This is a genomic window from Streptomyces sp. NPDC007088 (assembly GCF_042869355.1).
In the GTDB taxonomy this organism is placed as follows: Bacteria; Actinomycetota; Actinomycetes; order Streptomycetales; family Streptomycetaceae; genus Streptomyces.
On sequence record NZ_JBIAFO010000010.1, the window covers coordinates 1 to 26,324 of the forward strand.

The 26,324-nt window shown below is 68.9% G+C and carries 23 protein-coding genes and 2 pseudogenes; 11 read left to right on the forward strand and 14 right to left on the reverse strand.

Annotated elements, in window-relative coordinates:
* Positions 1 to 145 precede the first annotated feature (145 nt).
* Positions 146 to 580 (reverse strand): hypothetical protein, encoded by a 435-nt coding sequence (locus ACFYMP_RS17365; RefSeq protein WP_388857578.1) that lies wholly within the window; start codon positions 578 to 580, stop codon positions 146 to 148.
* Between the two features lie 86 nt (positions 581 to 666).
* Complete coding sequence (locus ACFYMP_RS17370; RefSeq protein ID WP_388857581.1) at positions 667 to 1,923, reverse strand: MFS transporter; 1,257 nt, start codon at positions 1,921 to 1,923, stop codon at positions 667 to 669.
* 394 nt (positions 1,924 to 2,317) lie between these two features.
* Here ACFYMP_RS17370 and ACFYMP_RS17375 point away from each other — a divergent pair, with 394 nt between their 5' ends.
* The gene (locus tag ACFYMP_RS17375) at positions 2,318 to 3,511 is read left to right on the forward strand and encodes an aminotransferase class I/II-fold pyridoxal phosphate-dependent enzyme (RefSeq protein ID WP_388857584.1); all 1,194 of its coding nucleotides are present in this window, start codon (positions 2,318 to 2,320) and stop codon (positions 3,509 to 3,511) included.
* 34 nt (positions 3,512 to 3,545) lie between these two features.
* Positions 3,546 to 3,833: pseudogene (gene mihF, locus ACFYMP_RS17380) on the forward strand (integration host factor, actinobacterial type); the annotation flags it as partial.
* A gap of 65 nt (positions 3,834 to 3,898) precedes the next feature.
* Here the strand turns inward: mihF and ACFYMP_RS17385 are convergent.
* On the reverse strand, positions 3,899 to 4,567 hold the full coding sequence (locus tag ACFYMP_RS17385; RefSeq protein WP_388857587.1) for a hypothetical protein: 669 nt from the start codon (positions 4,565 to 4,567) through the stop codon (positions 3,899 to 3,901).
* A 514-nt stretch (positions 4,568 to 5,081) separates the two neighbouring features.
* On the opposite strand from ACFYMP_RS17385, the pseudogene ACFYMP_RS17390 reads away from it, so the two are divergent.
* From ACFYMP_RS17390 to ACFYMP_RS17400, 3 genes and pseudogenes are all read left to right on the forward strand, one after another.
* Positions 5,082 to 5,704, forward strand: a pseudogene (locus ACFYMP_RS17390) (PHP domain-containing protein); the annotation flags it as partial.
* 325 nt (positions 5,705 to 6,029) lie between these two features.
* Positions 6,030 to 6,482 (forward strand): hypothetical protein, encoded by a 453-nt coding sequence (locus ACFYMP_RS17395; protein ID WP_388857590.1) that lies wholly within the window; start codon positions 6,030 to 6,032, stop codon positions 6,480 to 6,482.
* Between the two features lie 165 nt (positions 6,483 to 6,647).
* Positions 6,648 to 6,794, forward strand: a complete 147-nt coding sequence (locus ACFYMP_RS17400; protein ID WP_388857593.1) for a hypothetical protein — start codon at positions 6,648 to 6,650, stop codon at positions 6,792 to 6,794.
* A gap of 757 nt (positions 6,795 to 7,551) precedes the next feature.
* Here ACFYMP_RS17400 and ACFYMP_RS17405 read toward each other — a convergent pair.
* Positions 7,552 to 8,769, reverse strand: coding sequence for a hypothetical protein (locus ACFYMP_RS17405; RefSeq protein WP_388857596.1), 1,218 nt, complete (start codon positions 8,767 to 8,769; stop codon positions 7,552 to 7,554).
* A gap of 503 nt (positions 8,770 to 9,272) precedes the next feature.
* On the opposite strand from ACFYMP_RS17405, the gene ACFYMP_RS17410 reads away from it, so the two are divergent.
* The gene (locus ACFYMP_RS17410) at positions 9,273 to 10,058 is read left to right on the forward strand and encodes a helix-turn-helix domain-containing protein (protein WP_388857599.1); all 786 of its coding nucleotides are present in this window, start codon (positions 9,273 to 9,275) and stop codon (positions 10,056 to 10,058) included.
* 540 nt (positions 10,059 to 10,598) lie between these two features.
* Here ACFYMP_RS17410 and ACFYMP_RS17415 read toward each other — a convergent pair.
* The gene (locus ACFYMP_RS17415) at positions 10,599 to 10,802 is read right to left on the reverse strand and encodes a cold-shock protein (RefSeq protein WP_388857602.1); all 204 of its coding nucleotides are present in this window, start codon (positions 10,800 to 10,802) and stop codon (positions 10,599 to 10,601) included.
* Between the two features lie 416 nt (positions 10,803 to 11,218).
* The gene (locus ACFYMP_RS17420) at positions 11,219 to 12,133 is read right to left on the reverse strand and encodes a helix-turn-helix domain-containing protein (RefSeq protein ID WP_388857605.1); all 915 of its coding nucleotides are present in this window, start codon (positions 12,131 to 12,133) and stop codon (positions 11,219 to 11,221) included.
* A gap of 598 nt (positions 12,134 to 12,731) precedes the next feature.
* Between ACFYMP_RS17420 and ACFYMP_RS17425 the strand changes: the two genes are divergently transcribed.
* Complete coding sequence (locus ACFYMP_RS17425; protein WP_388857608.1) at positions 12,732 to 13,472, forward strand: helix-turn-helix transcriptional regulator; 741 nt, start codon at positions 12,732 to 12,734, stop codon at positions 13,470 to 13,472.
* Positions 13,473 to 13,502: 30 nt separating this feature from the next.
* Here ACFYMP_RS17425 and ACFYMP_RS17430 read toward each other — a convergent pair whose 3' ends face one another.
* From ACFYMP_RS17430 to ACFYMP_RS17445, 4 genes are all read right to left on the reverse strand, one after another.
* Positions 13,503 to 14,423 carry a phytoene/squalene synthase family protein gene (locus ACFYMP_RS17430; RefSeq protein ID WP_388857611.1) on the reverse strand — a complete coding sequence of 307 codons (921 nt, stop codon included), beginning with the start codon at positions 14,421 to 14,423 and terminating at the stop codon, positions 13,503 to 13,505.
* Between the two features lie 24 nt (positions 14,424 to 14,447).
* A complete protein-coding gene (locus tag ACFYMP_RS17435) occupies positions 14,448 to 15,752 on the reverse strand; it encodes an FAD-dependent oxidoreductase (protein ID WP_388857614.1) in 1,305 nt (434 codons plus the stop codon).
* 74 nt (positions 15,753 to 15,826) lie between these two features.
* The gene (locus tag ACFYMP_RS17440; RefSeq protein WP_388857617.1) at positions 15,827 to 17,104 is read right to left on the reverse strand and encodes a DUF6545 domain-containing protein; all 1,278 of its coding nucleotides are present in this window, start codon (positions 17,102 to 17,104) and stop codon (positions 15,827 to 15,829) included.
* Complete coding sequence (locus tag ACFYMP_RS17445) at positions 17,097 to 17,756, reverse strand: hypothetical protein (protein WP_388857620.1); 660 nt, start codon at positions 17,754 to 17,756, stop codon at positions 17,097 to 17,099. Before ACFYMP_RS17445 ends, ACFYMP_RS17440 begins: the two co-directional genes overlap by 8 nt.
* Before the next feature lie 216 nt (positions 17,757 to 17,972).
* On the opposite strand from ACFYMP_RS17445, the gene ACFYMP_RS17450 reads away from it, so the two are divergent.
* Positions 17,973 to 18,326 (forward strand): zinc-binding dehydrogenase, encoded by a 354-nt coding sequence (locus ACFYMP_RS17450; RefSeq protein ID WP_388857622.1) that lies wholly within the window; start codon positions 17,973 to 17,975, stop codon positions 18,324 to 18,326.
* Positions 18,327 to 18,729: 403 nt separating this feature from the next.
* Positions 18,730 to 19,548, forward strand: coding sequence for an IclR family transcriptional regulator C-terminal domain-containing protein (locus ACFYMP_RS17455; RefSeq protein WP_388857625.1), 819 nt, complete (start codon positions 18,730 to 18,732; stop codon positions 19,546 to 19,548).
* Between the two features lie 131 nt (positions 19,549 to 19,679).
* Here the strand turns inward: ACFYMP_RS17455 and ACFYMP_RS17460 are convergent, their stop codons facing one another.
* From ACFYMP_RS17460 to ACFYMP_RS17475, 4 genes are all read right to left on the reverse strand, one after another.
* On the reverse strand, positions 19,680 to 19,928 hold the full coding sequence (locus ACFYMP_RS17460) for a helix-turn-helix domain-containing protein (RefSeq protein ID WP_388857629.1): 249 nt from the start codon (positions 19,926 to 19,928) through the stop codon (positions 19,680 to 19,682).
* Positions 19,925 to 20,608 carry a hypothetical protein gene (locus tag ACFYMP_RS17465; protein WP_388857632.1) on the reverse strand — a complete coding sequence of 228 codons (684 nt, stop codon included), beginning with the start codon at positions 20,606 to 20,608 and terminating at the stop codon, positions 19,925 to 19,927. Before ACFYMP_RS17465 ends, ACFYMP_RS17460 begins: the two co-directional genes overlap by 4 nt.
* 319 nt (positions 20,609 to 20,927) lie before the next feature.
* Positions 20,928 to 21,947 carry a hypothetical protein gene (locus tag ACFYMP_RS17470; RefSeq protein ID WP_388857634.1) on the reverse strand — a complete coding sequence of 340 codons (1,020 nt, stop codon included), beginning with the start codon at positions 21,945 to 21,947 and terminating at the stop codon, positions 20,928 to 20,930.
* Between the two features lie 184 nt (positions 21,948 to 22,131).
* Entirely contained in the window at positions 22,132 to 23,727 is a 1,596-nt protein-coding gene (locus tag ACFYMP_RS17475; protein WP_388857637.1) for an AAA family ATPase, read from the reverse strand.
* A gap of 383 nt (positions 23,728 to 24,110) precedes the next feature.
* Between ACFYMP_RS17475 and ACFYMP_RS17480 the strand changes: the two genes are divergently transcribed.
* A complete protein-coding gene (locus tag ACFYMP_RS17480; RefSeq protein ID WP_388857640.1) occupies positions 24,111 to 24,488 on the forward strand; it encodes a hypothetical protein in 378 nt (125 codons plus the stop codon).
* Positions 24,489 to 24,950: 462 nt separating this feature from the next.
* Positions 24,951 to 25,760 (forward strand): hypothetical protein, encoded by an 810-nt coding sequence (locus tag ACFYMP_RS17485; RefSeq protein WP_388857642.1) that lies wholly within the window; start codon positions 24,951 to 24,953, stop codon positions 25,758 to 25,760.
* Positions 25,761 to 26,324 lie beyond the last annotated feature (564 nt).

Consider the following 26,324-nt stretch of genomic DNA (forward strand, 5'->3'; position numbering starts at 1 on the left):
CTTGGCCGGCCCCCAAAAAACCCCCGGGGGACCCACCCCGCGGGGGGGGGGGGGGCGGGGTGGCCCCCCCGCCCCCCCCCCCGGGGCGCCCCCGCGCGGGGGGGGGGGGCCCCGCGGGGCGGCCCCCCACCCCGGTGGGAGGCAGTCAGTCGGGCATGCAGGGCGTGATGAGGTGGACGGATCGGGTGATTAGTTCGAGTTGCTCGGGCAGGGGGGCGCGGATCCCCCAGCCGCCCAGGTCCGCGAGGGCCTCAGCGATCAGAGGGGCGAGAGAGAGGGGGTCCGTGTCCGGTGATGGTTGCTGGAGGGCGCTGACGTGGAGCGCGAGCGTGAGCGGTCCAGCGACCTCGTGGAGGTTCGGGCTGAGCGCGCGCAGTTGCGCGATTGCCTGCTGCCTGCGTGGTTGGTCTTGCGCGTTCATCGGGTTGGCCAGGGGGCTGCCGACGGCGTGCAGGAGCAGCTGGCGGCCGGTGTTCCAGCCGTGGTGCACGGATCCGGGTTGTTGAAGGTCGGGGTGGCTGTCGGGCGGGAAGATCGTGTGGGCTGGGGGGATGTGGTCGATACGTGTGATTGCGGGCATGTCGTCCTCGGCGTCGGTGCTGCCGGCCGGTCCGGCAGGGCGAGCGAGGGGACGGTAGGCAGCGCCCGCGCTAGCCGGGCAACGGGTCACACCGGGCTGGGTGCGAGTTCCAGCTCCGCTGGTTCGGGCGTGGTGGAGGTGGTGTCGAGGTGCCGCTTCAGGGCGAGGAGGCCGACGGCCGCGAGGACGCCCAGGGCTAGGCTCGTGGTCCACATGAGTTCTGGTCCGCCGGCTTGGAGGGTGGCGGAACTGATGAGCGGGGCGATGAGGGCGGAGGTGCCCATCGTGGACGCCCAGATGCCGGTGTAACGGCCTCGCGCATCGGCGGGTGCGAGGCGTTCGACCACCGTCATGACGCTGCTGAAGAACAGCACCTCGCCCAAGGACCAGACGGCAGCGGCGAAGCCGTAGCCGATGAGGGACTGCTGGGCGCCGAAGTTTCCGCCCATGCCCAGGCCCAGGGCGATCGCACCGGCGGCGCAGACGACCAAGGGGGTGCGGCGGTCGATCCAGGGCTGCAGGAGCGGTTGGAAGGCGACGACACCGATCGCGTTGATGAGGCTGATGATTCCGTACGCCGACGGATTCATGCCGTCGCGGTCCATGGCCACCGGCAGTCCGAACAAGATCTGCTGGTAGGAGCACAGGTACAGAAGCGTGAGGCCGGTCAGGGCGAGGAACGGCCCGTTGCGCAGCATGGCGCGGTAGCCCGTGGCAGTGCTGCGGGGGTGAAGAGCCAGGGACGGTGGCGTTGCTCCGATCTTGCAGATCAGCACGGTGGCCGCGAAGGCTCCGTTGGAGGTCGCGGCCACGTAGAAGAGCGCTGTGATGTGGGCGTCCGCGAGGAGGGTGCCGACTCCCCCGGCGACGCCCGCACCGATATTGGAGGCCCAGTACAGGCGGGCGTATGCCCGGCCGCGGGCTGCCTCGGGCACCAGATCTGCGACAAGGGCGAGGACGGCCGGCCGAGGCGCGTCGAAGAAGAGCCCGACGGCAAAGGCGGCGATGGTCAATGCTACCAGTGTCTGCAAGGTCGGGAGGGTGAGGTACACGGCGGTCACGGCGGACAGGGCCAGCAGGAGGGTCTTGCCGCGCCCGATACGGTCAGCGAGCCAACCCGCGATGACGGGGCCGATGGCCCAGCCCGCGCCGAAGGCCGCGCTGACCTGAGCGGCGTCCGCCGCGCTGAAGTGCTGCTGACGCACCAGATACAGCGAGAGGAACGGCACGACGATGCATCCGCTGCGGCAGATGGTGAAGCCGACCACCAACATCCAGTACGCGGCCGGCGCCTTGAGCGACGCCGAGTGAGGCTGGGGGGTGGTGCCGTTCTTCCGGGCCACCATTTCTCCTTCGCTGGATGGGCAGTTGGAGGCGCAGGCAGGGTTGCCCGGCCGTGTCGCGCGGCATGGGCCGGGCGACTCGGGTCCGATGATGCGGTGCATCTGGTGAGGCCGGGGGTACCTGGGGCGCAGAGCGCCGCCCGGCGGGAAGCGATCTTCATCTGGGTTCCGCGAGATGGGCCGTTATGGTGATCCAGCGCCGCGGCTCCGGCGCGTGGGTGCTTCGGACCTCAGCCCTCACCTCGGGCTGCGCTGTCCCGTGAGGCGGAACACACCGGCAGATCGCGGCGCCACAGTTCGGGACCGTCGCAGCAGGTGGGCCCGTGTTGTCCGCGGCGGAGAGATGGTGGTGCCGCTACTGGGCCGCCCTGCGCGAGAGATCGGATCTCACCTGATGGACCTGCTGAAGAAATGCCGCGTCTATACGCGGACTGATGAGATTCGCGACGCGAGGCTCTATCCCTACTACCCCTCCTTCCAGGGCCCCTCCGGGGGTGGGCGGGCCGCGCTGGACGGCGCCGAGGTCTGCATGCTCGCCAGCAGCGACTACCGGGCGCTGAGCACGAACGTGGAGGTGGTCGGAGCCGCGCAGGACGCGATCGCCCTCTACGGAACGTCCGCGGCCGGGACACGACTGCTGAGCGGAAACCTGGACCTCCACGAGGAGCTCGAAGCCGACCTCGCGGGCTTCTTCGGCTATGAGGCGGCCCTGGTCTTCGCCACCGGCTACATGACCAACCTCGGTGTCGTATCCGGCCTCGCCGGCGACGGCGATCAGGTGTATCTGGACGAGAGAGCACACGCCTCTCTCGTAGATGGGGCCCGTCTGGCGAAGGCCTCGGGCGCCGCGGTTCGGGAGTTCGGCCACGCCAGCCCCGGTGAACTCGCCCGGCAGTTGGCGAGCGCGCCGACCCGGTCTGTTCTGGTCGTCACCGACGGTCTGTTTCCCGTGGAGGGGTGCTTGGCGCCGTTGGCCGAACTGCTAGCGGTCTGCGAGGAGTACGGCGCCACCCTGCTGGTCGACGACTCCCACGGGGTGGGGGTGTTCGGACTGGGCCGCGGTGTGATCCAACACCTCGGGTTGGAGGGCCGGGTGCCGATGATGACCCTGTCCTTCGGCACGTCCCTGGCCTCGCAGGGCGGAGCCGTCCTCGCCGACGCCAAGACGATCGACTTCCTGCGCCACGTCTGCAGGCCGCAGGTCTTCTCAACGGGGCTGAGTCCTGCCGACACCGCGGCCGCGCACGCCGCGCTGCGCGAGATCCGTCGGCGTGCCGATGGCGAGCCCGACGCATTGGCGGCGGCCGTGCACCTGCGGCGGGCCCTGGACGCGCTCGGTTACGACGTTGCCGGCGACGCCGGCGCCCATGTCCCTGTGCGGTTCTCCGACGAGGTCACGATGCTGGCGGCGCAGCGTCTGCTGGTCGATCACGGCGTGTTCACCACCGTTCGCCCGCCCGCCTGCGAGGGCTTCGAGCTGATGCTCACCTGCACGGACGCGCATAGCCCCGACATGCTGGAGGCGGTGATCGGCGTGTTCACCGCACTGCGCGACGACCTGCTCTCCCACTACCGCCGGGCGGCGTGAAGCACCACGAGTGGTCATCAACGAAAGAAACATCGTGCCCCTTCCCACCCTCACCGACAACGATCGTGACGCTGCACGCCAGAAGGCCATCCTCGCCCGTCAGGCTCGCAGCGCAGTGCGCGCGAGCCTTAAGGTCGACACGTTGACGCTCCATCAGGCACTGGACCGGTCAGACGTTGTCGTTGGCCGGATGCTGGTACGACAACTGCTGACCGCGCTCCCCGGCATCGGACCGGTGCGCGCCGCCCGGTCGATGAAGGCGCTGGGCATCCCGGAAGGCCGCCGTGTGCAGGGCCTGGGACCGGCTCAGCGTGCCAAGCTCCTGCAGGAGTTCCCGGGCCGCCGCGTAGACCACCTGCCTGGTGGGCGTCGCGGCGCCGGGAATAGTCAGCTGTCCGCCGGGAGCTTGCCGACGGCGCTCTTGATGTGGCGGTCTACCAAGGCGGGCGCCCCTACCAGCATCACCGCGACGTTGCCCTTGCGCACGGCCATCGTCTTGAGGACCTGGGCGCCGGAGGGCAGCTCCATGGTCGAGGTGTAGGCGAACTGTTCGTCCCCGAGCTCCGAGGTGGCCGACTTGGAGACTTTCACCTCGATGAGTGTGGTGCCCGCCGTCATCGTGTAGGTGGGGCACGCCGTGTAGGCCCCGAACAGTTCACGCAACTTGCTCGAGAGCACCGAAGGGCGGTCGCTGTGCAGCTCCTCGCCGAGCGTGGCGTCCGTGTCGTATGTGAAGCTGGTCTCCGCCTTCGCAGCGAACATCTCCTTATCGCCGCCCTGTCCCAGCTTCTCCAGCGAGGGACACCCCTGGACCGAGACATCGTCGTACTTCCCGGTGTCGGCCTTCTCCTGGACCTGTACGTATCCGGCTCCAAGGTCGGCCTGCGAGAGCAGCAGGGGACGCAGGGCGCCTTCGGTGAGCGGCTTCGGCTCGACCGTCGGCTTTGCCTGGGCCTTCGCCTCGTCGCCTCCTCCCCCGCTGCTGCAGCTTGTGATCAGCACCCCGCACACCGCGGTGGCCAGCATCCACCGTCGTGTCCCGGTTGAGATACGCATCAGATGACTCAACTCCCTCCCCGATTACCGGCCATGACCATACTGCCTCGTATCGATCAACGCCTCCCGGGCGCACGCGAAGAGTTGCCCGACACTCGGCGGTGAGTACGCCGAACGTGTGCTGACCCCGAGCACCGAGAAGGCATCGGCACCGCATTGCACGGGCCCGTGGCCCGGCACGCCCGTTTGCAAGGCCTGTCGGGCCCTACCCTGCTGCGCTCTCGCCGGGGTGCCGACCGAGGAGCGGCTTTCGGCGCCCGCCTCGTCGAGCGCCCTTTGCGTGATCTCACCGGGCGAAGGCTGGCGGGTGCCTGGGTAGCCGCCAGCCTCCTCGCGTGGAGAACCCCTTCGTGCTCCCGACGGAGTCTTCGGTGAGACCGCTGCACCTGCGTCGAGATCGGTCACCGGGACCTCACTCGTACCGGTAGCATTGTTCCATTTATGCTCGATACATTGGGTACAGGTCGAGCCACCTGGCTTGAACGCGGACTGGTGTAAGGCGGAGGTGGGCTGGTTGTCCGGGAGCACGCACCTTCACGTCGCGTCGGGCTACTCCGCCCGCTACGGCGCGGCTCTTCCCGGCATCCTGGTGCAGCGCGCAGCGGAGCGCGGCGTGACCGCGTTGGCGCTGACCGACCGGGACACCGTTGCGGGCGCCGTTCGATTCGTGAAGGCCGCTGTGACGGCCGGGGTCAAGCCGCTCCTCGGTGTCGATGTCGCGGTCGCCTCCACTGTTCCGGCCAGCGGGAGGAAGCGGAACCTGCGGGTGCCGGCGCGCGGGGGCGCGCAGGTCGTGGAGGCCGCTTCCGCGTGACGCTGCTGGCCAGGTCGGCGGCCGGTTGGGCGCGGATCTGCCGGATCGTGTCGGCCGCGCGCGTACACCCCGTCGACGGTGCGCCCGTCGCTTCGTGGCCTGTGTTGGAGGAGCAGCTCGGGGACGAGGTGGTGGTGCTGGGACCGGCCTCCGAGCCGGTCGGCGCGCTGACGGCGGGGCGTCCGGATGTGGCGGAGCAACTGCTCGCACCGTGGCGGGTCGCCACTGGCGAGGGTCTACGTCTGGAAGCCGTTCACCTCGGGCGCGCCCGGACCGGGCTGGGACCGGCCCGGCTGGCAGGCCGCGTGGTACAGCTCGGCGACACGGCGTGCCAACCGCGATCGGCGGCGGCCGCTCACCGATGATCGCCGCCATGGCCGCCGCGACCACACCTCCAGGCTGCATCACCGTCATCGACTCCGCAGACCAAGCCGTGGCCGGATTCCTGAACCCGCGCCCCGTCGCCGCCCTGCCCGGCATCGGCCCCGCCGCATCCAAGACCCTGGCCCGGTACGGAATCCAGTCGATCGGGGATCTTGCCGCCGTCCCCCATTCAATCTCGCCCGGCTCCTCGGCACGCACGCCGACCACGAACTCACCGCCCGCGCCCGCGGCATCGACCCCCGCCTCGTCCAGCGCGAAGCCCTCGTGCGCTCCACCGCCGCCCGGCACGACTTTGACACGGACGACCTCGACCCCGACCACCACCGGGCCGCTCTGCTCGGCCTGGCCGACGAGCTCGGCGCACGGCTGCGCGTGGACGGCGAGGTCTGCCGGGCGCTCGCTCTGACCATCCGCTACGCCGACCGCACGCACACCACCCGCACCCGCCAGCTCCCCGAGCCCACCTCCCACTCGCCGCATCTCGCCCCCCTCACACAGCAGCTCTACGACCAGCTCGGCCTCCAGCGCGCCCGGGTCCGGCAGATCACCCTGCGTGCCGACCGCCTCACACCCGCCGACCAAGCTCATCAGCAACTGCTCCTCGGGACCGCCGACGAGGACACCCGCCGCCTCGAAGCCATCTCGGACGCCGCGCGTGCCCGTTTCGGCGACCAAATCATCACCCGCGTCTCCCTCGCTCGCCGTGTACATCGGTGACCACGCGGGCTCCGGGCGTAGAGCGAGATGGTGAGGTGGGCGCCGTCCAGCCGGAGCAAGCGGCGGCACTCGGGGGTGGCGGGGTGGGCTTCGGGCCACCCGCCGGGGAGTGCGAGGATCACCGTTGAGCTGCGGATGGTCGGCCGGACGGCGCCGAGCGCCGTCATGATCTTGAGTATCCGCACGTTGTCCGAGCCGGTCATGATGACGATCGTTGAACAGCCGAAGGTGCGTGCCTGCGTACGGGCGTACTGCACCGCGGCTCTGCCATGGATCTTCGATCATGATGCCGAGTTCGGCCGCGCCGGCTGAGGTTGTCCGGACCAGATTGGTGGCGACGATTTTGTCCTGGACCGTCCTTGAGAAGGGTGACCTAGGTGAGGCTACGGTCGGGGCGGGTCAGGTGATGGAACTCAGCGAGCCGAAGTGACCGCCGAGCAGGCCTGATAGCGGGCGAAGCGCGTGTGGAGCGAGCAGCGTTCGTGCAGCGCGTTCACCGCGTCGAAGGCGGGCGCCACCATCCTCTCCCGAGGATGTCCTGCGCGGCGACGGGGTTGGCGTCCCTTCGCCGACGCGGTCCAGGACCAGCGCCGGGAGGTAGAGAGCCGGGCGGTGACGTCGGATCAGCCCATCGTCTCGGCGAGTTGGCCCAGGTTGCGGAGTTCACGCTCGCCTTCACTCCGTCCCGGGGCGGTGCGATCTGCCGTGGGGCTGGTGTCCGCAGGAGCTGGAGCGTGGAGGTGCGCAGTCGACGAGCGCCTGTCCACGGAGGGAAGGTCGGGCAGTTCGGAGGTGAAGAGGGAGCGCGAGCACATGGGCGCACTTGTAGGTTCTCGCCGCTCATGTCGGCCGTCGCCTTCATGACCTGCGGCTTCGTCCGCAGTCTCACGACGTGTCGGACGCTGAAGTCTCACGACCGTGTCGGATCCTCGACGGTCCGCACGGAGCAGCTCGGGCCGCCGGTCCTCTGACCTGGGCGGTCTCACGGCCGGTGTCGCATTCGACGTCGATCCGACATTGGCCGTCAGATTCCGACACGGGATTGAGATCCCACACAACTCCTTGTTGGCTAGGCGGTGAGGCGTGAGGAGCGCAGTTCGGTGGCGGCGCTCCGAAGGCGGGCGATGCATTGGGGGTAATCGGTACCAGAAACGAGTAGGTGGCCTCTTCTTCGCAGGGGCCCGACCGGGAGCTCGGCCGGGTACTGCTGAAGGGTTGCGTACGGGGTGACGTGGGCGTGTGCCGCCGTTTCCGGCGACGGCAGCGCGGTGGGGCCGGGGCCTTGGAGGAAGCGGACGGCGGTGGCGCCGAGGCGGTTCTCGTCGCCGGGGTGTGTCCGACCGCGGGCGCTGTGGCCGGCCTGAGTGAGGAGGTCGATCCCGGTCACCTGCTCGATCAGCATGCCGATCAGCGGTTCTGTGAGGTGGGTGCTGACGCTGATGACCCGTGGACCTGTCGAGGTGATCCGCATACGGATCTGCGCGGGCCCTGAACAGTGCCCGACAGCTGCGAGCGCCCGGCTCACCGTGTCCTCGATGGCGGGTGCGCACACATCGTCCGCGTCCACGACGACTTCTACCGGGAGCAGGGCGGGTTCGGCCTGCGGGTCGAAGGTGGTGTGGGAGATCGCCACCACTCTGGGACCCAAGGGCGAGTCGGTGGTGTAGGCGGTGGCCTCGATGCCGTCGAGCAGCGGCTCGATCACGGTGCCGGTCCCGGCCCAGCTGGCGGCGGCGGCCGCCGCGAATGCCTCCGGGAGCTCCTCGAGACGCGTCACACGGCGAGCGGCGTACCGCGTGCGGGGGGATGCGGGCTTGCACACCAAGGGAAAGCCGATCTGATGCGCTGCCTCCAGGACCTCGTCGTACGACTCCGCGTACAGGGCCCCGCTGTGTTCCACGCCTGCGCCGGCGAGGAGCTGGGCCGTTTGGTGGCGCAGGGTGCTGGCATCAAGGGTGGCCGCGGGCGGGCCCGGTAGGGCGAGTTCGCGGCGGATCAGCTCGGCGGCGCGGGCATGGGCGGGATGGAAGTTGAGGACACCGGTGATCGGGCATGTGATGGCCAGCTTCTGTGCTTCCTCAAGGACTTGGGGTGGGTCGAGGAGGTCGGCTGTCCGAGCTCCGGCAAGGAGCGGAGCCTGCCAGGACGGCTGCTCCTCATCGATGAGGAGCAGCGGAGAGCCCACGGCGAAACGCTGCATGGCGTACTCCCACTCCGCCTGCGGACCGCTGCCCAGAACGAGGAGATGCCCGGCGAGGCCGTCCTGTTGAGGCGCGTGGGTGTTCACGGGCGGTGCTCCAGAAGGTAGGAAGTGGTGCCTGCGCCACTTTCGCCGGGCGACCGAGGTGAGGCAATGTCTCCTCGCTCCGGTTCCCTGACTGCGGGCGCTATCACGCTCGTCGTGTCGCAGAGCGGGACGTGAACTGAACTTCCGATTGCTGCTGGCGGGACGTGGTCCACACCATGGCGGAGCGGGGTATCGACGAAGGTCAGAGCGCTCGCACAAGGGATGAGAGTCCGCAGGATGACACCGGCAGCTGCAGAGCAGCGCGTCCGACCCTCCTCTGTCGGAACAGGTCACCAGTCGAGAGAAGACAGCCCCTGACCCGCTGTTTCCTCGCTTGATTATGGTCAACCCCCAGCGCTCGAAGTGTGTTTGGGTGGCCACCGGAAGTCCCTCTTCCTGGAAGAGGTAGTTCCTCCTCAAGATCCCGTCCTGACGGTAGAGATATCCCTGACGGGGCCCGTGAGGCGGGATCCAGCCCCGCGCCTACCAGGAAGGGACTGCCAGTGATCGACACCGAGCTCGTCGAGGCCGCCAGCACGGTGGACGACGGCATGACCGCCCACGCACGGGTCTACCTCGTTCTACAGACGTTGAACAGCATGGGCCCCGGGCTCCACCCGCTTCGGCGCATCATCGACGAATCCGGCGTCACCAAGTCGACCGTCCACCGCATCCTGCGGGCCGGCGTGGAGGCCAAGCACCTGATCTACCGCAAGCCGGGCCGCTACGGCATCGCCACCGACGTGGCCAACCACCGCCCGGATGCGAGCGTGCACCTCAACCTGCCGCACGACAGCGCCCTGGACCGCGAGACCACAGTGCTCCAGCGGCAGACCGCGCAGGTCGCCATGGCCTTCAGCGCGGTGCTGATCGACGACACCCCGGGCCGACTGATGCTCAACCACACCTACGGACCACGCAGTGACTTCCAGGGGGCCTTCAACCACGCCGACGTCGACACCAAGGTGGCCCTGCGCTACGCCCCCCTCACCGGAGACGCCGCCGGGCTCGCGATCCTTTCGCACCTCGACGGTGCTCCCCACACCCACCTCATGCGAGAAATACGCTCCGAGGGCTACGTGCTGACGCAGTCGCCGCTGCCGGACTGGAAGATGCTCGGCGTCCCCTTGTGGCGCGGGTCCATCGTGTACGGATCGCTGGCCGTCATGGGGTTGCGCCCGCAGATGGAGCGCAACCGTCGGGAGTACGCCGCGGCCGCGCTGGCCTGCGCCGCCCGGCTGAGCGCCCGCTGCGAGCTGGGAAGCGGTGCGATGCGACTCGCCAGTTGAATCCTGCTGACGCGGCAGAACCGGCCATCGTCGCTGCATGTCGCGCGACGAGCTGTGCCACCGTCGCATTACGGAACCGGGCCTTGGTCACCCTAGTGAGGGGGAGTTCGCCTGAGCACGGGCGAGGCAGGACGTACACCACCGCTCGCCTGGCGCTTCCAGCTGCAACGGCACCTCGCCGTCGGCCCTAACAGGTTGATGCCGTCGTTCTCGCTGAGCGCGCACGCGATGGCGTGAAAGTCGCAATCGCCGTCACACGTCTCGGGCCGGGCCAGCAGATGCCAGACCAGCACCGTGGTCGCATCCCTGAGTGTGCCCGTCCGCACCGTCTCTGCCGTAGCCAGCATGGCCGCTGCTCCATCTGGTCGCCTTCGACTTGAGACGTTATCGCTTCCGATGAGCCAGTACCGGCGCCTCCAGCCATCCGGTGACGCGTGGTCTCTGGCTGCGGAGACAACTTCCGTGCAGCCGTGCGCACCGGTGCGCGGTGCCCTGCGGCTCCCGGGGCAAGCCAGGGGAGCCGCAGGGACGGGAGCCGACTCAGGCGAGCGTGATGTTCTCCGCCTGAGGGCCCTTCTGGCCCTGCGTGACGTCGAAGGTCACCACCTGGCCCTCCTGGAGCTCACGGAAGCCGGAGGCGTTGATGTTCGAGTAGTGCGCGAAGACGTCCGGGCCTCCGCCATCCTGCTGGATAAAACCGAAGCCCTTTTCGGCGTTGAACCACTTCACGGTTCCGCTGGCCATGCTGGTACCTCTCAGTCGGTATCGGGTTCGCACTGTACGGCCCGGGAGGCGATCGTCCTGGTCACGCGCTGCACACCGAAGCGCCAGCGCCAAAGCGCGGGCAGGTTTTGCGAGCCACGACATCTCGACGCGACGCTACATGCTGGGATCGGCTATCGCCAGAGAGCAACGGCTGCTCACGCCGGGGAGTGCCGCCCGGCCACCGCCCTCGTCCCGGTGGCGGTCGGCGCTGGCGGCCAGCTGGGCGGTCACCGGCGCGGAGGTGTGGCGCGCTCCAGCTGTCGTACGGGCCCGGATGCCAGCACCCTCCCGGCAGTGAAGAAGAGGCTGCCGCTCGGTGTGCACCGTCGCCTCTCGTAGGGTGACAGCATCGGCAGCGGGGACCGTCGGCTCACGCTACGGGCGAGGGCATGCCGTCAGGCGGCTTGCTGATCGGGCGCCGTGCAGCGTTCAGGCGAGAGACGGTCGTCGAGGTCGACCAGCACCAGGGTCATTCGCGTGAGTCCGAGCGCCCTCAGCGAGCGCGGGGTCTCCTCGACGAGTCGGCATCCCTGGAGGCCAACGTGCGCGTCGGGATGGCGCAGTTGACGGACCGCGCCTTCGTGATGGACCAGATCGGCGCCGGAGCCCAGGACCCAGTCGGGCATGTCGTTGACGTACGCGTCGCGGAGGCCGGCGTGGAGGTAGACGTCGCGGCGGATGGCCTGGAGTCCGGCGTCATCGTCGTGGCGCTCAAGGCTGGAGGAGAGCTGGGCGAGCATGGCCAGCTGCCACTTCAGATGGTCCACGAGCACGGTCGGGGCGTCTGGGTGGAAGAGGCCGAACCGCAGGAAGTTGTCCGAGGGCATCGCGGCATGGGGCCGGACCTTGCAGAACAGGTCGCGGTAGGCCCTATTGGCCATCTTGACGTCCCAGCGCTGGTCGATGACGAAGGTGGGGAGAGACAGCGCGTCCATCATGACGGTGTAGTCATCGAGGAACGCGGCGACGCCGGGGTCCTGCGATTCGGCGCGGCAGAATGTGGCACGCAGATCGGGTTGCGGCGCGCGGCCGACCGCGTAGAGGAACAGACGCGTGGTCTGATACTCGGACATCTCAAGGACTTCGGCCAGGGCGTACAGCTTCTCGTCCGTCCACTCCTTAACCCGGCCCCGCTCCCAGTTGCCGTACGCGCGGTCGCTGATGGCAAGACGCTCAGCGACCTGATACTGGCTCAGGGCAAGGTGATCGCGACGCCCTTTGAGGAAGTGCTGCAGGCGGTTGGCCTTCATCTCTGCGGCCAGGCTGTCGTTGTCCCCGTGGTCGGCTTCCTGATGAGAGCCCGTGCGCATTGCGCTTCCCCCTTAACGACGCGGTTCGGTCCTCGGCCCGCGGGTGACCGCGGAGCGGTCTCGACCTGATGGACCGTCGTGAACTGTTGCCGCCGGATTCACGGTTGGGCGCCGCCCCAGCGCCTGGCCCTCCGTGCTGTACGTCGTGGCTTCCTCGTCGCCTGTGCCCGGAATCCGGTGGCAGGTGCTCCGGCGCCCGCTGTTCCGGGATGGGCCGAACGCGGGCCTCCTGAGCGCATCGCCACCACCGCCCCCCGCGTCACCGGAGTACCCACGGCGCGATTGCCGTGTACCTCCGAGGGGGGGTGGTGCCGGGCTCATGCAACATCTCCGTGAGTGATGACCGCAGGGGTCGCGCAAGGGCGTAGCGTGGCCAGTTCTGCATCCATCCCTCACGGGCGGGTAGACAGTTCAACCACAAGCAGCGATCATGCTGCACACACACCCCGGTGTCAAGATTTGTAGCCTTGCCACCTACCCCATCGCCGTTACGGCTACAAATTTAGTTCATGAGTTGTGAAGTTATTCGGCAAAGGCGGTAGCGTAACGCCCGCTGTACATCAAGCAGATTACGCAAAGAGCAGGAGACCGCCCATTTATGGACATGCGCGACATGCCCGGAGGGCAGGACGTTGCGGCGGTTGTAGCTGCGCTTACCAAACAGATCGAGCCGCTGGGCACACCCCCCGAGGCTCTGATCGACTTCGATCACATCGAGGAGACGACGGCCATCCCGGCTGGCGTCGTGCAGCGTCTCTTCGCCGGTGAGGTAGTCCCGCCGGAGGAACTCGACCTGTCCTTCCCCGAACGGCTGAAGTTCCTGCGCCGTACCCGCCCGCGGGATGACGGCAAGCCGTACTCCGCGGAGCAGTTGGCTTATCAGGTTGGTATCTCCAAGCCGACGATGACCGCGGTGCTCCGCGGTGACCGTAACCCCAACCTGGAAGTGAACACCGCTCTGGAGCGGTTCTTCGACGTGCCTTCCGGCTTCTTCACGATGAGCGGTGCCGAGGCCTTGGTCAAGGCGCTGGAGCGAGTGAGCGATCAGGTCCTGTTTCTGTGTCGGTTCAGGGGCGTCAAGGTCGAGCACCTGGCGCTGCGCGGCAGCATCGCCACTGGTGACGACGAGCTGTCCCAGCAATTGCGGAAGGCGCTCCTGAGCGGCTTCACCACACCGGCACCGACGCCGCAGCCCGAGGACAGGGAGCTGACGGAGCTTACGAACACGATGCGAGCCCTGCCGGCCGGACGTCGGCGCAGCGTCATGCACGTGGTGCGGGGCGTCCTTGGTCTGGCGCACTCCGACACGGACGAAGGGGCGCCCCCGGCCGCCCGGTAGTTCGCTTCGCCGGCCGAGCGGATGTGGTGTCTACCGGGACCGCCGTGCGGCCCGGTACTGACGTCCCAGTATCCCCAGGAGTGCCGGCACCGCGGGACGCGCCCCTCCGTCGACGAGGTGGCCGCCCTTTCTTCTCACAGCGTTCAGCCGCAACTCCTGTACCTGCAGCATGGCGGTGATGAACGGGCGACTCGCCTGCGGCACCATGCCGGCCAGGCGCCTGCTCGCGGACAGTCGCGGCCGGGCCAGTTCCGCCTGTTCCTGGACCAGTTGTTCCAGTCGTGAGCGGACTGTGTCCGTGGGATCCGCAAGGTTCGCGACGGACAAGCTGTGACGGTCCAGGTCTGCGGCGGGGACGCCGACCTGGCCCTGCGCCGCGTCCTCGGCGAGGTCGTCGAGGAAGTCGACGCGCTGCATCGCTTCGATGAGGTCACGGCAGCCGCGCTCAAACGCGTCTGTGTCCGCCGGGGGCTCCAGGTCCAGCAGACAGGCCAGGAGCATGAAGGCGGGCAGTGAGTATCCGTCGACGTAGGCCTGTAGCTCCTCCTCGGTGGTGAACCCGCTGTAGTCCACTTCGTGGCGGGCCCCCCGCAGAAAGCCCTCGACCCGGTGGACGAGCTGAGGCCGACTGCGCGCCGCGTCCTGGAGTGCGAGGAGTGTCGCGTCGGTGGCGGGATCTCCGCCGAGGGTCTTGCGGGTGGCCGCCTCCCACTCCCCCAGTGCCGTTCTGCGGGCGTCGGTCGTGCCGGTGTCGATGCGGTTGTCCGTCTCGTGCATGAAAGCGACCGCGGCGATGACGTGCGGGCGCAGGTGCGCCGGCAGGAGGAGCCGGACCGTGAGGTACTCCTCCCGCTTGAAGCGCCGGACGAGCGTGCGCTGCCGGCCGTACGCGGCCTGCAGGTCCGGCTCGGTGATGCCGGCCTGTCGCAGCGTGCGGGGCCACGTGGTCATGGCGGTTCCTTGTCGTGCGGGTGGTTACTTGGTCAGGAGTGTGTGGGCGGTGTGCAGCAGGATCCGCGGGCTCGTGAGGGCCCGTGGATGGCGGCGCATGTGAACGACGTCCATGTAGGTGCCGTTGACGTGCCGGTTGACGATGGAGGCCCTGGTCACCTGATCGGCCGCCCATCGAAGGAGGGGGTAGCCGAAGGGGTAGGGCCCGTCGACGTGGGGCTGTGCGAGATCGGCTGTGGTGGACAGTTGCCAGGCGGCGTTGACGATCGCCGCCGTGCGGCGGAAGTAGGGGTGGGCCGGCTTGTGCTTGGGGGTGCCGGAGGCGAGGTACCGGGCCAGCGCGGTTGCCTGGAGCGCGGCCAGAGTCATGCCCTGGCCATAGATCGGGTTGACGCAAGCGAGCGCGTCGCCCATGACCACGAGGCCCCCGGGAAACCGGGGAAGGCTGGTGTAGTGGCGGCGTTTACTCTCGCGGAAATGGTAGGCGGTGGGTTGGCCGTCCATCTCGCAGCTCTCGGCGACGTGCTGAAGCGGCTTAACGCATCGGAGCATTCGTGCACGGAAGGTGTCCGGGTCACGGCCCGGGCGGTAGCCGTCGTAGCCGGCGAGGACTACGTTCCACTGCTGGTTCTCCACGGCGACCAGCGCACCGGGCTCGCACAGGGCGGGCAGGTAGTTGCTGGCCGGCCCTGGGGTGGCGTGCGCGACCACCGTGGTGGGCAGCTCGTCACCGCGGTGGAAGCGAGCCGTGGCGTACCCGAGCGAGATCCGCATCCGCTCGGTGCGTGGTGCGGGCCACCCTCCCTTCTCCAGCCACTGGCTCAGCCGACTGGAGCGCCCCATCGCATCGACCACGAAGTCGGCGGGCAGTTCCGCGGCCCGGCCGCCGGCGTCTCGGTAGGGCACGGCGAAAACGCGCCCGGAGCGAGTCCGCACGCTGAGTGCCTTGCCCTTGAGGAGTTGAACGTTGCCGAGGGCGAGGACCCGGCGGCGGACGTGCTGTTCGATGAACGACCGGCTCGCACCGATCATGCGCGCATCCCTGGAGGGAACCTTGAGGCGCCCGTCGACGTAGAACTGCACCTGCTCGCCAATGCCGATGAGCGCGCCTGCCGTCACCATCTCCTCGGTGATGCCCGGGAAGAGGAGCTCCAACTGGTCGTGTCCCATGGACAGCAGAGCGTGCAGCTGGGAGCGCTGCGGTGCTCCTGCACCTGCGGGTGTGCACGTTCCGTCCGGCTCCAGGACGATGATCTCGTCCGCATGGTAGTGCAGGACCCGGGCGGCGAGGAGGCCGGCGAACGATCCGCCGAGTACAACTGCCCGCATTTTTCCCCCTCCGAGCCGTTCGGCTCTCGTTGTGCGCCTGAGTGTTGCTGTTCCCGGCGGTGTCCGGGCCAGCCCTACTTGCGGCCGCCGGCCCGTTCCTCGCGCGGAGCTGAGGGGCGGTTGCGTGTGGTCGACGTGCGTTCGAGCGCGGCGAGGACGAGCGGGTGGGACATAGCGCGCGCGACGCGCACCAGGCGGGCCCGCTCGTCCTGGGGGGCGGTATCCGTTCCCGGCAGTGCGCCCGTGGTGTGACCGGCGCCGGACGGCGGCCGCACCCAGCTCTGGTCTGACGCTCGTGCGGCCCGGGCGGCTTCCTTGTAGCGAGTGGCAGCATCACGAAGAACGGCCGCGGTGATGATCGCCTCCAGCTCCTCCTCGGGGAGCGTACGGTCCGTCAGGTCCTGTACCGCTCGTGCCACCTCCGCACTGGCCCACGGCTGCACGGCCCGGATGCCGTCGAGGATCTCGATGATCCTGCGGGTCAGCACGATGCGGAGGATCCCCCACACGTGCGGCCTGGCGGAGGTGGGGCTGTACATCAGCTCCTCGTCGAAGTCGCCCACGACGAGCTTCCACAGGGGCTGGAGCGCAACCGTGTCGCGCCGCTCGCGCAGCCAGGCGGTGACGGCGGCGCCGCTCATGCCGTAGCAGGTGCCCAGGCAGCCCAGGATACCGAAGTAGGCCCCGATCACGCCGAGCGTCTGGAACTCCTGGTGGCCGATGGCTGCAAGGAAGATGGCCGGTGTTGAGCACAGCACGTATCCGAAGGTCACCAGCATGCTGCCGCCGAACCAGCGCAGAGCATGGCGGATGCGGGGATCGGTGCCTGCGGTCCGCCTCGAGCGCTGCCAGGTGTTGAGGGTTCCGCAGGTGAGTACAACGAGCAGGATCGACAGGAAGACCAGCACGTGGGGGTCGTCGGCCTGCTGGGTGTTGAACAGGAGCGGGTCGGCCGGACCGTCGAGGTCTGCGTGCAGGAATTCGGTGACCATCGCCGTGATCGCCAGCCCGTAGGCGGCTGTCCACATCGCGACGGTCCTGCGCACGATCCGGCGGGGCGCGTCGCGGGCGGGAGTCCACAGCAGGGCGAGGATGTGGGTGTCGGCGTAGCACAGCAGGATGCCGACGTAGATGAACAGCGTGGCGATGCGCGGTTGGCCGAGTTCCGCGCCCATGAGCCGGTAGCCGGCCGGTGAGGCCATGGCGTAGACGACTCCGCCGACGAAGAACGCCGCCGTGATGAGGGCGAGGGGCAGCGAGGGTTCCCGCAGCAGTGCGAGAGCCTTCCAGTCGGCGATGACCAGGTAGATGACCGTCATCAGCAGGTAGACGGTCGTCGTCGGATCAGACACCGGCCCTCCTGTGAGTGAAGGTGGAGGCGACGGAGTCGGCGCTCTCGTGCAGGAGCAGGTGGCGTTCGAGCATCACGGTTGCGAAAATCTCAACCCGGCGTTCCTGCTTGCTGTCGTAGCGCGAGCGCTTGAAGAAGCTGCTCACCTCGTCGGCCTTGAGCCCGGGGAACAACTGCCGGGCCAGGTCGGGCGCCATGGGTTCGTGCGCTTCCGTGGAACGCTCGCACTCCCAGCTGGGAGCGTCGAACAGGAGGTGTCCAAGTTCGTGCATTTTCGCATGCAGTTGAGTCAGGGCGCTGGCTCCGGAGTCGACGACGATCGAGTCGCTGTAGAGGCTGGAACCGCAAGCCGCGCTGACGGGAAGGGGCTCGGCGCGCACGGTGATCGGCCGTCCTCGCCGGGCGGAGACGAGTTTGATCAGGTCGTCGATGTCACACACCCCCAGCAGGCCCACATCCTTGCGGATGACCCGTGCCGTTCGGCGGGCGTCGCGGTAGATGGCAACGCCGTCGAGAAGGTTTCTCCACCGGCGGGCGGTGCGACGGGCAAGAGCAGCGCGACGGGCCCGGACGTCACAGCCCTTCCCCTTGAGCCGGCCGCCGGCGCCTCCCTCATCCCCGCAGTGCGCTGTCTGATGACCGCACCTCTTCACCCGTCCTCCTCGCCCCGGCCCCGTCGTTCTGGTACTGCCTCCACGCCGTCCCCGTACTGGAGTTCTATTTGCCGTGCGAACCTGCCACCTTCACAGGCTCTTCGGCTACGTTGCGCAGTCCGTGCTTGCGGAACGGCAGGTTCCGGCACCGGAAGCGACCGCATGATCACGCACGGCTCAAACGCAGGCCCAACTATGTCCCGTAGTTTCGGACAATTGCAAGCAACAATTGCCGCTTCTCGCCAGGCGAGAAGTGCAGAGTTCAATCATTCTGCATGGCACCTGATCTTCAACGTGCTCCAGCTCAGGGCTGGCCAGAAAGTCGTCGTTTCCGCGGCTGCCGGCGGAGTCGGCTCCATCGCCGTGCAGCTGGCCAGCCAGACCAGAGCCGAGGTCATCGCCCTGGCGAGTACCGAGAAAAAGCGTGCCCTGACCCTTGAGCTCGGCGCCAAGGCCGCGGCGGACTCCTCGCACACACCGATCTGGGTGCGCGGATCGAGGAGGCCCGCCCGCGGCAAGGCGCACGCCGCCCTGGAGATGACCGGGGTCCCGCCTTCGAGCAGACGGTGAGCGCGCTCGCTCCGTTGGGTCGGCTGGCCGTCTACGGCTACGCAGGCGGTGAGCTCCACAAGGAGCTGCTTGCAGACGATGCTGGAGCAGTCCATCACCGTGAGCGGGTTCTGGCTCCCCTACCTGTACGCCGGCCGCAACACCTTCCTCAACCATTCAACGCCCGTACTGTTCGGGATGATCAGCAACGGCACCCTGCGCGCCATCAGCGGAGGCACCTACGCCCCGGGCGACGCCGCACAGGCCCACCGGGACCTCGTCGGCCGCACGGTATCCGGCAAGCTCAGTCTCGATACCGCCCAGTACGATCCACTGCCATGGGCATATTCGGAGCCGTTCCTCCGGGCCGCCCCGACGAGTACTCCAAGGCGTGGAGCACCCCCAGAGCAGGGAGAACTGGCGAATGATCCCACCGAACGACGCACGGGGGTCCAGGCACGGCGAGCGCGTCTTCCGTGTGCAGCAGGCGTTCGTCGACCTCCGCCGGCAGGGCCCCGGGCCGTTCCGCCCCGCTGACATCGCGAAGGCCAGTGGCCTGGACGACTCGACCGTGGGCCGCATACTGCAAAGTGGCATTTACACCGGGCACTTCGAGCGACCCCTTCGCGGCCGCTACGACCTCGGATCCGCAGCGGCTGATCTCGGATTCGCGGCCCTGAGTAACAACGACTCCCTGAGCGGCCACGAGGCCAAGGAACTCCTCCACACCCTCCGCCACGCCACCAACGAAGGGCTGGTCTTCCTCTACCTCAAGGCGCCCTTCGGCATCGCGGGCCGCCAATGCCTCGACATGTCGGTCGGCGACTCCGACCTCAAGGAACTCGGCATGACGCCGCGCGACGTCCTCTCCGTCACACGATCGCTGCGCACGGGAGCCTCAGGCCGCACGATCCTGGCCTACCTCAGTGAGGACATCCAGCAGCGCGTCGCCGCCGAGCCCATCCCCGCTGAAGCTGGCCCCGGTGTTCTCCGCGATCCGCAGGAATTCCTCGACTCTCTCGCCGAGATCCGTGACGTCGGCTACGGACTCGGTCAGCAGGAGTGCATGAAGGCCTGGAACTCCTGCGCCGCGCCGATCATCCACCGCAACACGGTCATGGGAGCCGTGCTGCTGCTGAAGCCCTGCGACGTGATGCCGAAGGCTCGGGCGTCCGTGATCGCCGCGACGGTCAAGGCCGGCTCCGACCTCAGCTCGCTCGGCGGGTGGACCACCGAGCCCTGATCCCACGCGTCACCGCGCCGACTTCAGCCGAAGCCGCGCCCAGTTCTGTCGTGCTCCGGGGAAGCCGCGCGAGGCGGGCCCGGCCGGACGCGGGCCGGGGCATTAGGCGCGCCGTCGACCGCGGTTCGCGATCACTCGAACGTCAGCAGATCCCCGGGCTGGCACTCCAGTTCTCGGCAGATGGCACCGAGCGTCGCGAACTTCATGCCGTCGATGTGACTGTTCTTGATCCGCGAGACGTTGTTCGGGTGAATGCCGATCCGCTCCGCGAGCTCTGCCACCCCCAGACCCCGACGGGCCAGAAGTTCAGCGAGGTGGACTCGCACCCCCGGTTCCGCGCTCTCCTCGGTGGCGATCTGCTCCGGCAGGCCGCCGGTCATACGATGCCCTGCATCTCGTTGTACGCGGTCCGGCCCTTGCGGTAGGTGCGCGCGAAGGAGCCGACGAGCACCGAGAGGCCGAGGACCACGATGGAGCCGGAGGTCAGCGACCCGGCGGCTCCGGTGCCTCCCAGGTGCAGGGCGCGGAAGCCGAAGGCCTCCAGCGCGAGGAACGCCCACCAGAAGCCCCACAGATACTGCGCTGCTCGGGACAGTACGCGCTGGTCCTTCTCCGTGAAGGGGCGCTGCTGCGGACCGGCCGTCATGTTGATTTCGATCCGCCACAACGCGTACGCGAGGAAGAGCAGGAGGCCGGCCAGCAGGAGCGACGGCCCGGCTGCCACCAGGCGGTCCATCAGGGAGGGGTGGTCCAACTCGACCGTCACCTGGCGCACGGTGGTCGCCGTGTGTCCGCTCACCTCGAACTGCGCGTTCAGCGCCTCGCGCTGCGCGCCCGTCAGGTCGACCTCGGCGCTGGGGTGGATGAGGTTCGTGATTCCCTTCACCAGCGGCAGGACCGGAACGATGGCCAGCATGAGGTTGGTGCCCGCCTTGTAGGCGAACCAGCGGCGCGTTCCGGGCTGGGGCCCGATCGCGCGTGCGTGCGTGTGGCCGCACTCGCCGCAGATGCGGTGCGGCTGGGCCGGCTTGGGCGCAACGGTCTGACTCTGATCGGTCACGGCTGGATCCTCTCCACCACGAAGACAGTAACGCGCTACGTTGTTTATATAACGTGTAACGTTATGCCGCAAGGGTGTCGTGCGGACGGACCGGTCGTCGCGCCGTCACGCTGCGCGGAGTCCCGGGCGGCCGCAGGCACGCGCTGGAGCATCCGGGCTGCGAAGGACCCGGCACGGTCTTCGGGCACGCTTCGGGCAGGACTGCGCTTGGGCCTGGGCGTGCCGGGCGTGGTTGGTACGCCCAGGCCTGCCAGCCGCGTTCGTCTGTTCTCCCCCGCGGTGCCACCGCGGTGCTCCCGGTGCGGGCACCATCATGCCGTCAGCGGGAGCCGGTTTGGGCGTAGCGGTAGTCCAGGATGTCGGGCTGCCCCTTGTCGGGGAGGAGCACCAGGGCCTCGCCCTGGAAGGAGTCGACCATTACTGGGCGCGGTGACTTGTCGTAGACGGAGCCCACCTTCCCCGGGTTGATCTGCAGGCCAGGTTGCAGGACGAGGCTCTCCTCGTGGTGCGCGAGAGGCGCGATCGCCAGTACCCCGTCATGGGTGCCCAGGGCGTACACCGTGTCGTGGAGCGGGGTGGAGGGGAAGAAGCTGACCTTGGCGTGCGGGCCCAGGTCCTCGCCGCGCTCCTTGTAGGTCTTGAGGATGCTCTTCACGTTGTCGCTGGTCCGGGTGAAGGCGGCGCCCTGCTTGGCGCCGCCGGTCGTGAAGAGGTCCTCGACGGCTGCCGTCACGCCGTCGGGCGCAAGCTTTCCCGCTGTTCCGGACGCCGCGGCCGTTTGGGCCACTCCGCCGATGGTGTCCACCGAGGGCAGGGCCTTGGCGGGGAACAGGGACACAACCTTCTTCCACGCGTTGCCCGTGGCCGGCGACTTCTCGAACACCAGCAGCGTGTGGTTTTTGCCGGTGGTCGTCGCCTGGGCCGCGAACCAGTCGCCGCTGGCCGGCAGGTAGAAGGTGCGGTCGGTGAAGGTGAACGGGCTGCTGTAGTCCTTCTGGTCCTTCTTGCTCAGCGTCTCGAACTGCTCGAACTCCGCTTTGCTGCGTGCGTACAGCTGCCCGGCTTCCACGGTGGCCAGGAGCTTGGCGTCGCGGGTGGCGTTCGCGCGGTTGTTGACTGCCTGGTAGTTGTCGAGGATCTTGTTGGCTTCGCTGAGGGTGACCACGCTGTGGGGGACGGGGGTCGAGCTCGCGGTGGCGGAGGGCTTGGGGGAGGCCGGAGCACGCTCGCTCGAAGGCGCGCCGCCCCCGCAGGCGGCCAGGCTCAGGGCTGTGGTCAGGCCGATGGCGGCTGCTGCGGCCCGCACCGCGTAGGAGCGGGGTTCGGCGGTGTGCGGCATGCGGATTCTCCTCGGTGCGACGGCGGCTCCGAGCAGCCTGCGGCCCTGCGAAGTCCCCTGGCGTCCGGCACGTCCAGGTTTCCCGTCCGGTGGGAGACGGGATGAGCACCGCTCCCCCACGGCGGACTCGGCTGCCTACGGCGTGCTCGTGTTCCCTGTGCCCACCTCGCGGTGCGCCGTGGGGTCAGTACGGCTGCGGCTGCGGCGGCGGGAAGGGACTGGTCTGCGGATAGCCGTGAGGTGTGCCGTAGCCGTACGGCTCCGTGTGCGGGGGCGCAAACGGGGAGGCCGCCGGAGCGGCGTGAGCAGGGGCGGGTGGGCTGGTCCTGCGGGTGGTGAAACCCTCGGCGACGAGGGTGCACAGGTCCAAGTATGCCTCGCGGGCCCTGGGCCGCATCAGGTCGAGATCGACTTCCGCTCCGGCTGCCAGATGCTCGTCGAAGGGGACCGAGACGACACCGCGGCAGCGCGAGGAGAAGTGCGCGACGATGTCCTCCACTTTGATCATCCGCCCTTCCTCGCGTACGCCTGAGACCACCGTGAGGCCCTGGCGCACCAGATCCGTGTAGCCGTGGGCGTTGAGCCAGTCCAGGGTGGTGCTAGCACTGGAGGCGCCGTCCACCGACGGGGTCGCGACCACGATCAACTGGTCGGCCAGGTCCAGGACTCCGCGCATCGCGCTGTAGAGCAGGCCGGTGCCGGAGTCGGTGAGGACGATCGGGTACTGCCGGCCCAGGACACCGATCACGCGGCGGTAGTCCTCGTCGTTGAACGTCGTGGAGATGGCCGGGTCGACGTCGTTGGCGAGTATCTCCAGGCCGGAGGGCGCCTGAGACGTGAAAGCCCTGATGTCCATGTAGGTGTTTAGGGTGGGGATGGCCTGCACCAGGTCGCGGATCGTTGCTCCGGTCTCGCGGCGCACCCGCCGTCCAAGGGTGCCGGCGTCCGGGTTGGCGTCGATGGCCAGAATCTGGTCCTGGCGTTCGCTGGCGAGCGTGGCTCCCAGCGCCGTAGTGACCGTCGTCTTGCCGACGCCGCCCTTGAGGCTGATCACGGCGATCCGGTAGCAGGAGTGCACCGGTGTGCGGATGAGCTCCAGCTTGCGCCGTGTCTCGGCATCCTCCCGCGCGCCGCCGAGACGGAAGCGCGAGGGGCGGCTGCCTGGGCGGGCGCTGCGCGCCTTGGGCGGAGCCCCGCGCAGGAGCCGTTCGGACGACAGCTCTGTGGCGGCGCTGTGCCCCAGTGGTGCCTGCGCCTGCGACGGGCCGGGGGGCGGCTGAGGTGCCGGCACGTAGGGCGTGGGCGCCGGGTGCGCGGCGGCGACCGGTGCTGCGGCGGACTGCGGCGGCCATGCGGTGGCTGCGGGCGCAGGCCCGCTGGGCGGGGGGAGGGGCGCGGCCAGGGCCGGGTGGGGGACGGCGGGCGGATACCCGTATCCGGGCTGCGGGGGCGCCGGTTCTGCCAGCGGCTGCGGATAGGCGAACTCCGCAAGCGGGGCGGTGTAGGTGGGGTGCTGGGGTTGAACGGCGTGGACCGGCTGGCCGGACCAGGCCTGGGTCGTTGGAGGCGCGGTGGGCTGGCCCGCCTGGGGGAGGGACGGGTTCGGCGCAAGGGGCACGGGGACGGGAATGGGCTGGGGGACGGCCGGGATGTACCAGTCCGGGCCGGTGTAGGTGATGGCGAAGGGCCCGTGGTCGGCAGCCGCTTCGTCGCCGCTGGTCGGCCGGTTCTGTGCGCTCGGGGCCCAGCCCGCGTCTCCTTCTGCTGGCTGGCTGTGCATGCTTCCTCCTGATCTTGGCAACCGCCGTGCGGCCGGTGCAGTTCGCGACGTCGAGCCTGGGGCCGGGGCGGGACCAGGAGGTGAGCGCTGCCCCCTGCTCGGCCCCGAGTCCGCAGCTTCTCGCTCACGCCCGGCTGCTGCGACGTCGCCCCTGCAGGGCGGTTGCTTCGGTACTGTCGCGCCCAGCGTGCCCGAAAGGCGACTGCGGATCGGTGCCCCACGACGGTTCTTCCCGCCTGGAAGAACACTAGTTGCGATCAGATCCCGCTGGCTGACATCCGTGCGGCCGAGCGTGGTTCGCTGCTGCTCGGCGCGTGCGTAGGTGGCAGGGAGCAGGCCGCGTACGGCGTCGACCGCCGGGGTCCGTCACGGGGAGGCGGAGGATGGAGTGGGTGCGATGGCGCCGCAGGCTGCCCGCCACGGTGGGCATCATCCGGGTCGAGCTGGTCTGCGCGCCGTCGGCGTGGTCGGCCATGCTCACCCGGTGCGTCCGGCGCTTCGGCACCGTGCACTTCTCCGATGCCCAGCAGCTGGCCGGCGGCGGACTCGTGCGCGTGGAACTGTCCGGTCTCGCGCTGGTGGAACTGTTGGACGTGTCGGCTCGGAGCGCTCGTTGGTGGAGCGGGGAGGACCCCTCGGGCCGCGCCCTGTGTCGGGTCGTGTACCGCGCCGCGGCCGCCGTCGTCGACGAGCTAGATGCCGCCCCCGCCGGGGACGCGGTACTCCCGCCGATCACCGTTGCCGAAGCCGTTTGGCCCTGACGGGCGCCGCCCGCACGGTGCATGGGCCTTCCGGGGCGTTCTCTCCGAAGGTCTCGAAAGCCATCGCCTGGCTCACATCCTCGTGGTGGACGTGGGGCGGCCCCGCCCGGCAGGGGACTACACCAGTGACCCGCCTATTTGCGCTTAATGCCGAGCTCATGAGTCACCCATCGCCCCGTCGACGGAAGAAATGACGCGCCAGACGGTGACTATCTATCGACATTTCGCGGAAACGTGAAAATCTCGACACATCTGACAGCGATGACGACGAATGCCCTTTGTAGCTGCCATTTTCCGCGTAAACCGACGGCGCACCCCTCACGATCCGTCACAGGAAGAGGGTCTTCCGGAAGGGGGTGTTCCTGGTCAACCCCGCATGCGTGCAGATAGAGATCATGTGGACAACTCATCAGCACCAACAGCCACGGCTGACATGCTGATTTGCCACATCGGGGAGGAATCGTGGATATCGGTGCACGCAGCTCGCACCAGCGCAGGGGACGGGACCGCACGAACGCCGTGCTCCACGCGCTGCTGCAGCTCGGCCCGGGTCCCCACAAGTCGCGCGACATCGTCGACGCCCTCACCACCATGGACGCGGACGAGGTCCGACGGCGGCTGCTCCAGCTCTTCGAGGCGAAGGTGTGCTACCGCCCTCGCTACGGATACTGGGAGCTCCGCCCCGTGACCGCGACGCCGTCGGACGTCCCCGGACTGGTGCACCCCAACACCACTCCCCTGCTGGACGTCTCCCTCCTCCTGCAGAACCTTCACCGCCGCACCCAGCACGCCGTGCTGCTTCACACCCACTCCCCCGTCACCGGCGAGCGCCTGTGCATCGCCGCCGCCGGAGTCCACGACGCGCGGCTGCGGCAGGAACTGGCCTTCACTCCCGGGGCGGTGGACCGACTCCGCCGGGCTCCCCTCGACTCCGACGCCCCGGGCCTGGCCATGCTGGCCAACCTCGCCGGCCACGACATCCCGCTGCGCCAGGATCTTCGCCGGATCCGGTCCGCCCAAGTGGCGCTCAGCGAAGCCCCGTTGCCCGGCTGGCTCCTGGTCGCCGTCCCCCTCAGGCGCCTGCCCGGTACCCCGGCCATTCCCGGCGCCGAGCCACGGGTAGTCGCCGCCGTCAGCATCATGGCCCCCGACCACGCACAGGGGGACCCGCTGATCGCGTACGGGCGGCTCATGCACAACGCCGTGCAGGAGGCCATCGAGACCAGCGTCGTCATCGCAACCCCCCGCTTCGCCGCCGCCCGGGCCGCATGACCCAGCACCAGCCGCCAGGGCCTTGCCAACGACGCAGCGGCCCCTCCGTCGCCCGCGCAGCAGTCCACACTGCCGGGCGCACACGCACGTGGCCCACCACAGGCCGCACCCAGTCAGGAAGGACGACGTGTCCGTCAGGAACGGCAGAGCACTCCGCAGGGAGCTCCCGATGATCTAGCCTCTCCGCGGCCCGGTGATGCCACAACCACACACGGGCCCGGCCTCGCGCTCGATGCGGTGTGCCACCACCTCATCGCCCGCAGGCCCTTCGTCATCGCACGGCCTGCCAGCCGAGCGAGTCCCGGCGTCTCCTTGCCGAAGCAGCCGGGCGAAATCACTCCTACTCCGGAGCTCACGGCCCAGACAAGGGCCTTGACGTTCCACGAAACCGGGAACGGATCGCGTTCATGATGCAGCAGACGGCTGCCGTTTGTCACCCACCCCTGCCCCAATCATCCTGCTCTGTCCACCGCCCAAAGATCCTTCCGGCCTCACCGCAGGAACGCACACGCACCGGGAACGCGGCGTCGGGCCCCTTCACGCGAAACTTCCCCACCGCGTGCG

Bases quoted from the DNA above. Each gene is read 5' to 3' on its own strand.
- ACFYMP_RS17365 (WP_388857578.1), bottom strand. From the start codon at position 580: ATGCCCGCAATCACACGTATCGACCACATCCCCCCAGCCCACACGATC.
- ACFYMP_RS17375 (WP_388857584.1), top strand. From the start codon at position 2,318: ATGGACCTGCTGAAGAAATGCCGCGTCTATACGCGGACTGATGAGATT.
- ACFYMP_RS17385 (WP_388857587.1), bottom strand. From the start codon at position 4,567: ATGCGTATCTCAACCGGGACACGACGGTGGATGCTGGCCACCGCGGTG.
- ACFYMP_RS17400 (WP_388857593.1), top strand. From the start codon at position 6,648: ATGATCTTGAGTATCCGCACGTTGTCCGAGCCGGTCATGATGACGATC.
- ACFYMP_RS17415 (WP_388857602.1), bottom strand. From the start codon at position 10,802: ATGGCCAGCGGAACCGTGAAGTGGTTCAACGCCGAAAAGGGCTTCGGT.
- ACFYMP_RS17420 (WP_388857605.1), bottom strand. From the start codon at position 12,133: ATGCGCACGGGCTCTCATCAGGAAGCCGACCACGGGGACAACGACAGC.
- ACFYMP_RS17425 (WP_388857608.1), top strand. From the start codon at position 12,732: ATGGACATGCGCGACATGCCCGGAGGGCAGGACGTTGCGGCGGTTGTA.
- ACFYMP_RS17430 (WP_388857611.1), bottom strand. From the start codon at position 14,423: ATGACCACGTGGCCCCGCACGCTGCGACAGGCCGGCATCACCGAGCCG.
- ACFYMP_RS17435 (WP_388857614.1), bottom strand. From the start codon at position 15,752: ATGCGGGCAGTTGTACTCGGCGGATCGTTCGCCGGCCTCCTCGCCGCC.
- ACFYMP_RS17455 (WP_388857625.1), top strand. From the start codon at position 18,730: ATGATCCCACCGAACGACGCACGGGGGTCCAGGCACGGCGAGCGCGTC.
- ACFYMP_RS17460 (WP_388857629.1), bottom strand. From the start codon at position 19,928: ATGACCGGCGGCCTGCCGGAGCAGATCGCCACCGAGGAGAGCGCGGAA.
- ACFYMP_RS17470 (WP_388857634.1), bottom strand. From the start codon at position 21,947: ATGCCGCACACCGCCGAACCCCGCTCCTACGCGGTGCGGGCCGCAGCA.
- ACFYMP_RS17475 (WP_388857637.1), bottom strand. From the start codon at position 23,727: ATGCACAGCCAGCCAGCAGAAGGAGACGCGGGCTGGGCCCCGAGCGCA.
- ACFYMP_RS17480 (WP_388857640.1), top strand. From the start codon at position 24,111: ATGGAGTGGGTGCGATGGCGCCGCAGGCTGCCCGCCACGGTGGGCATC.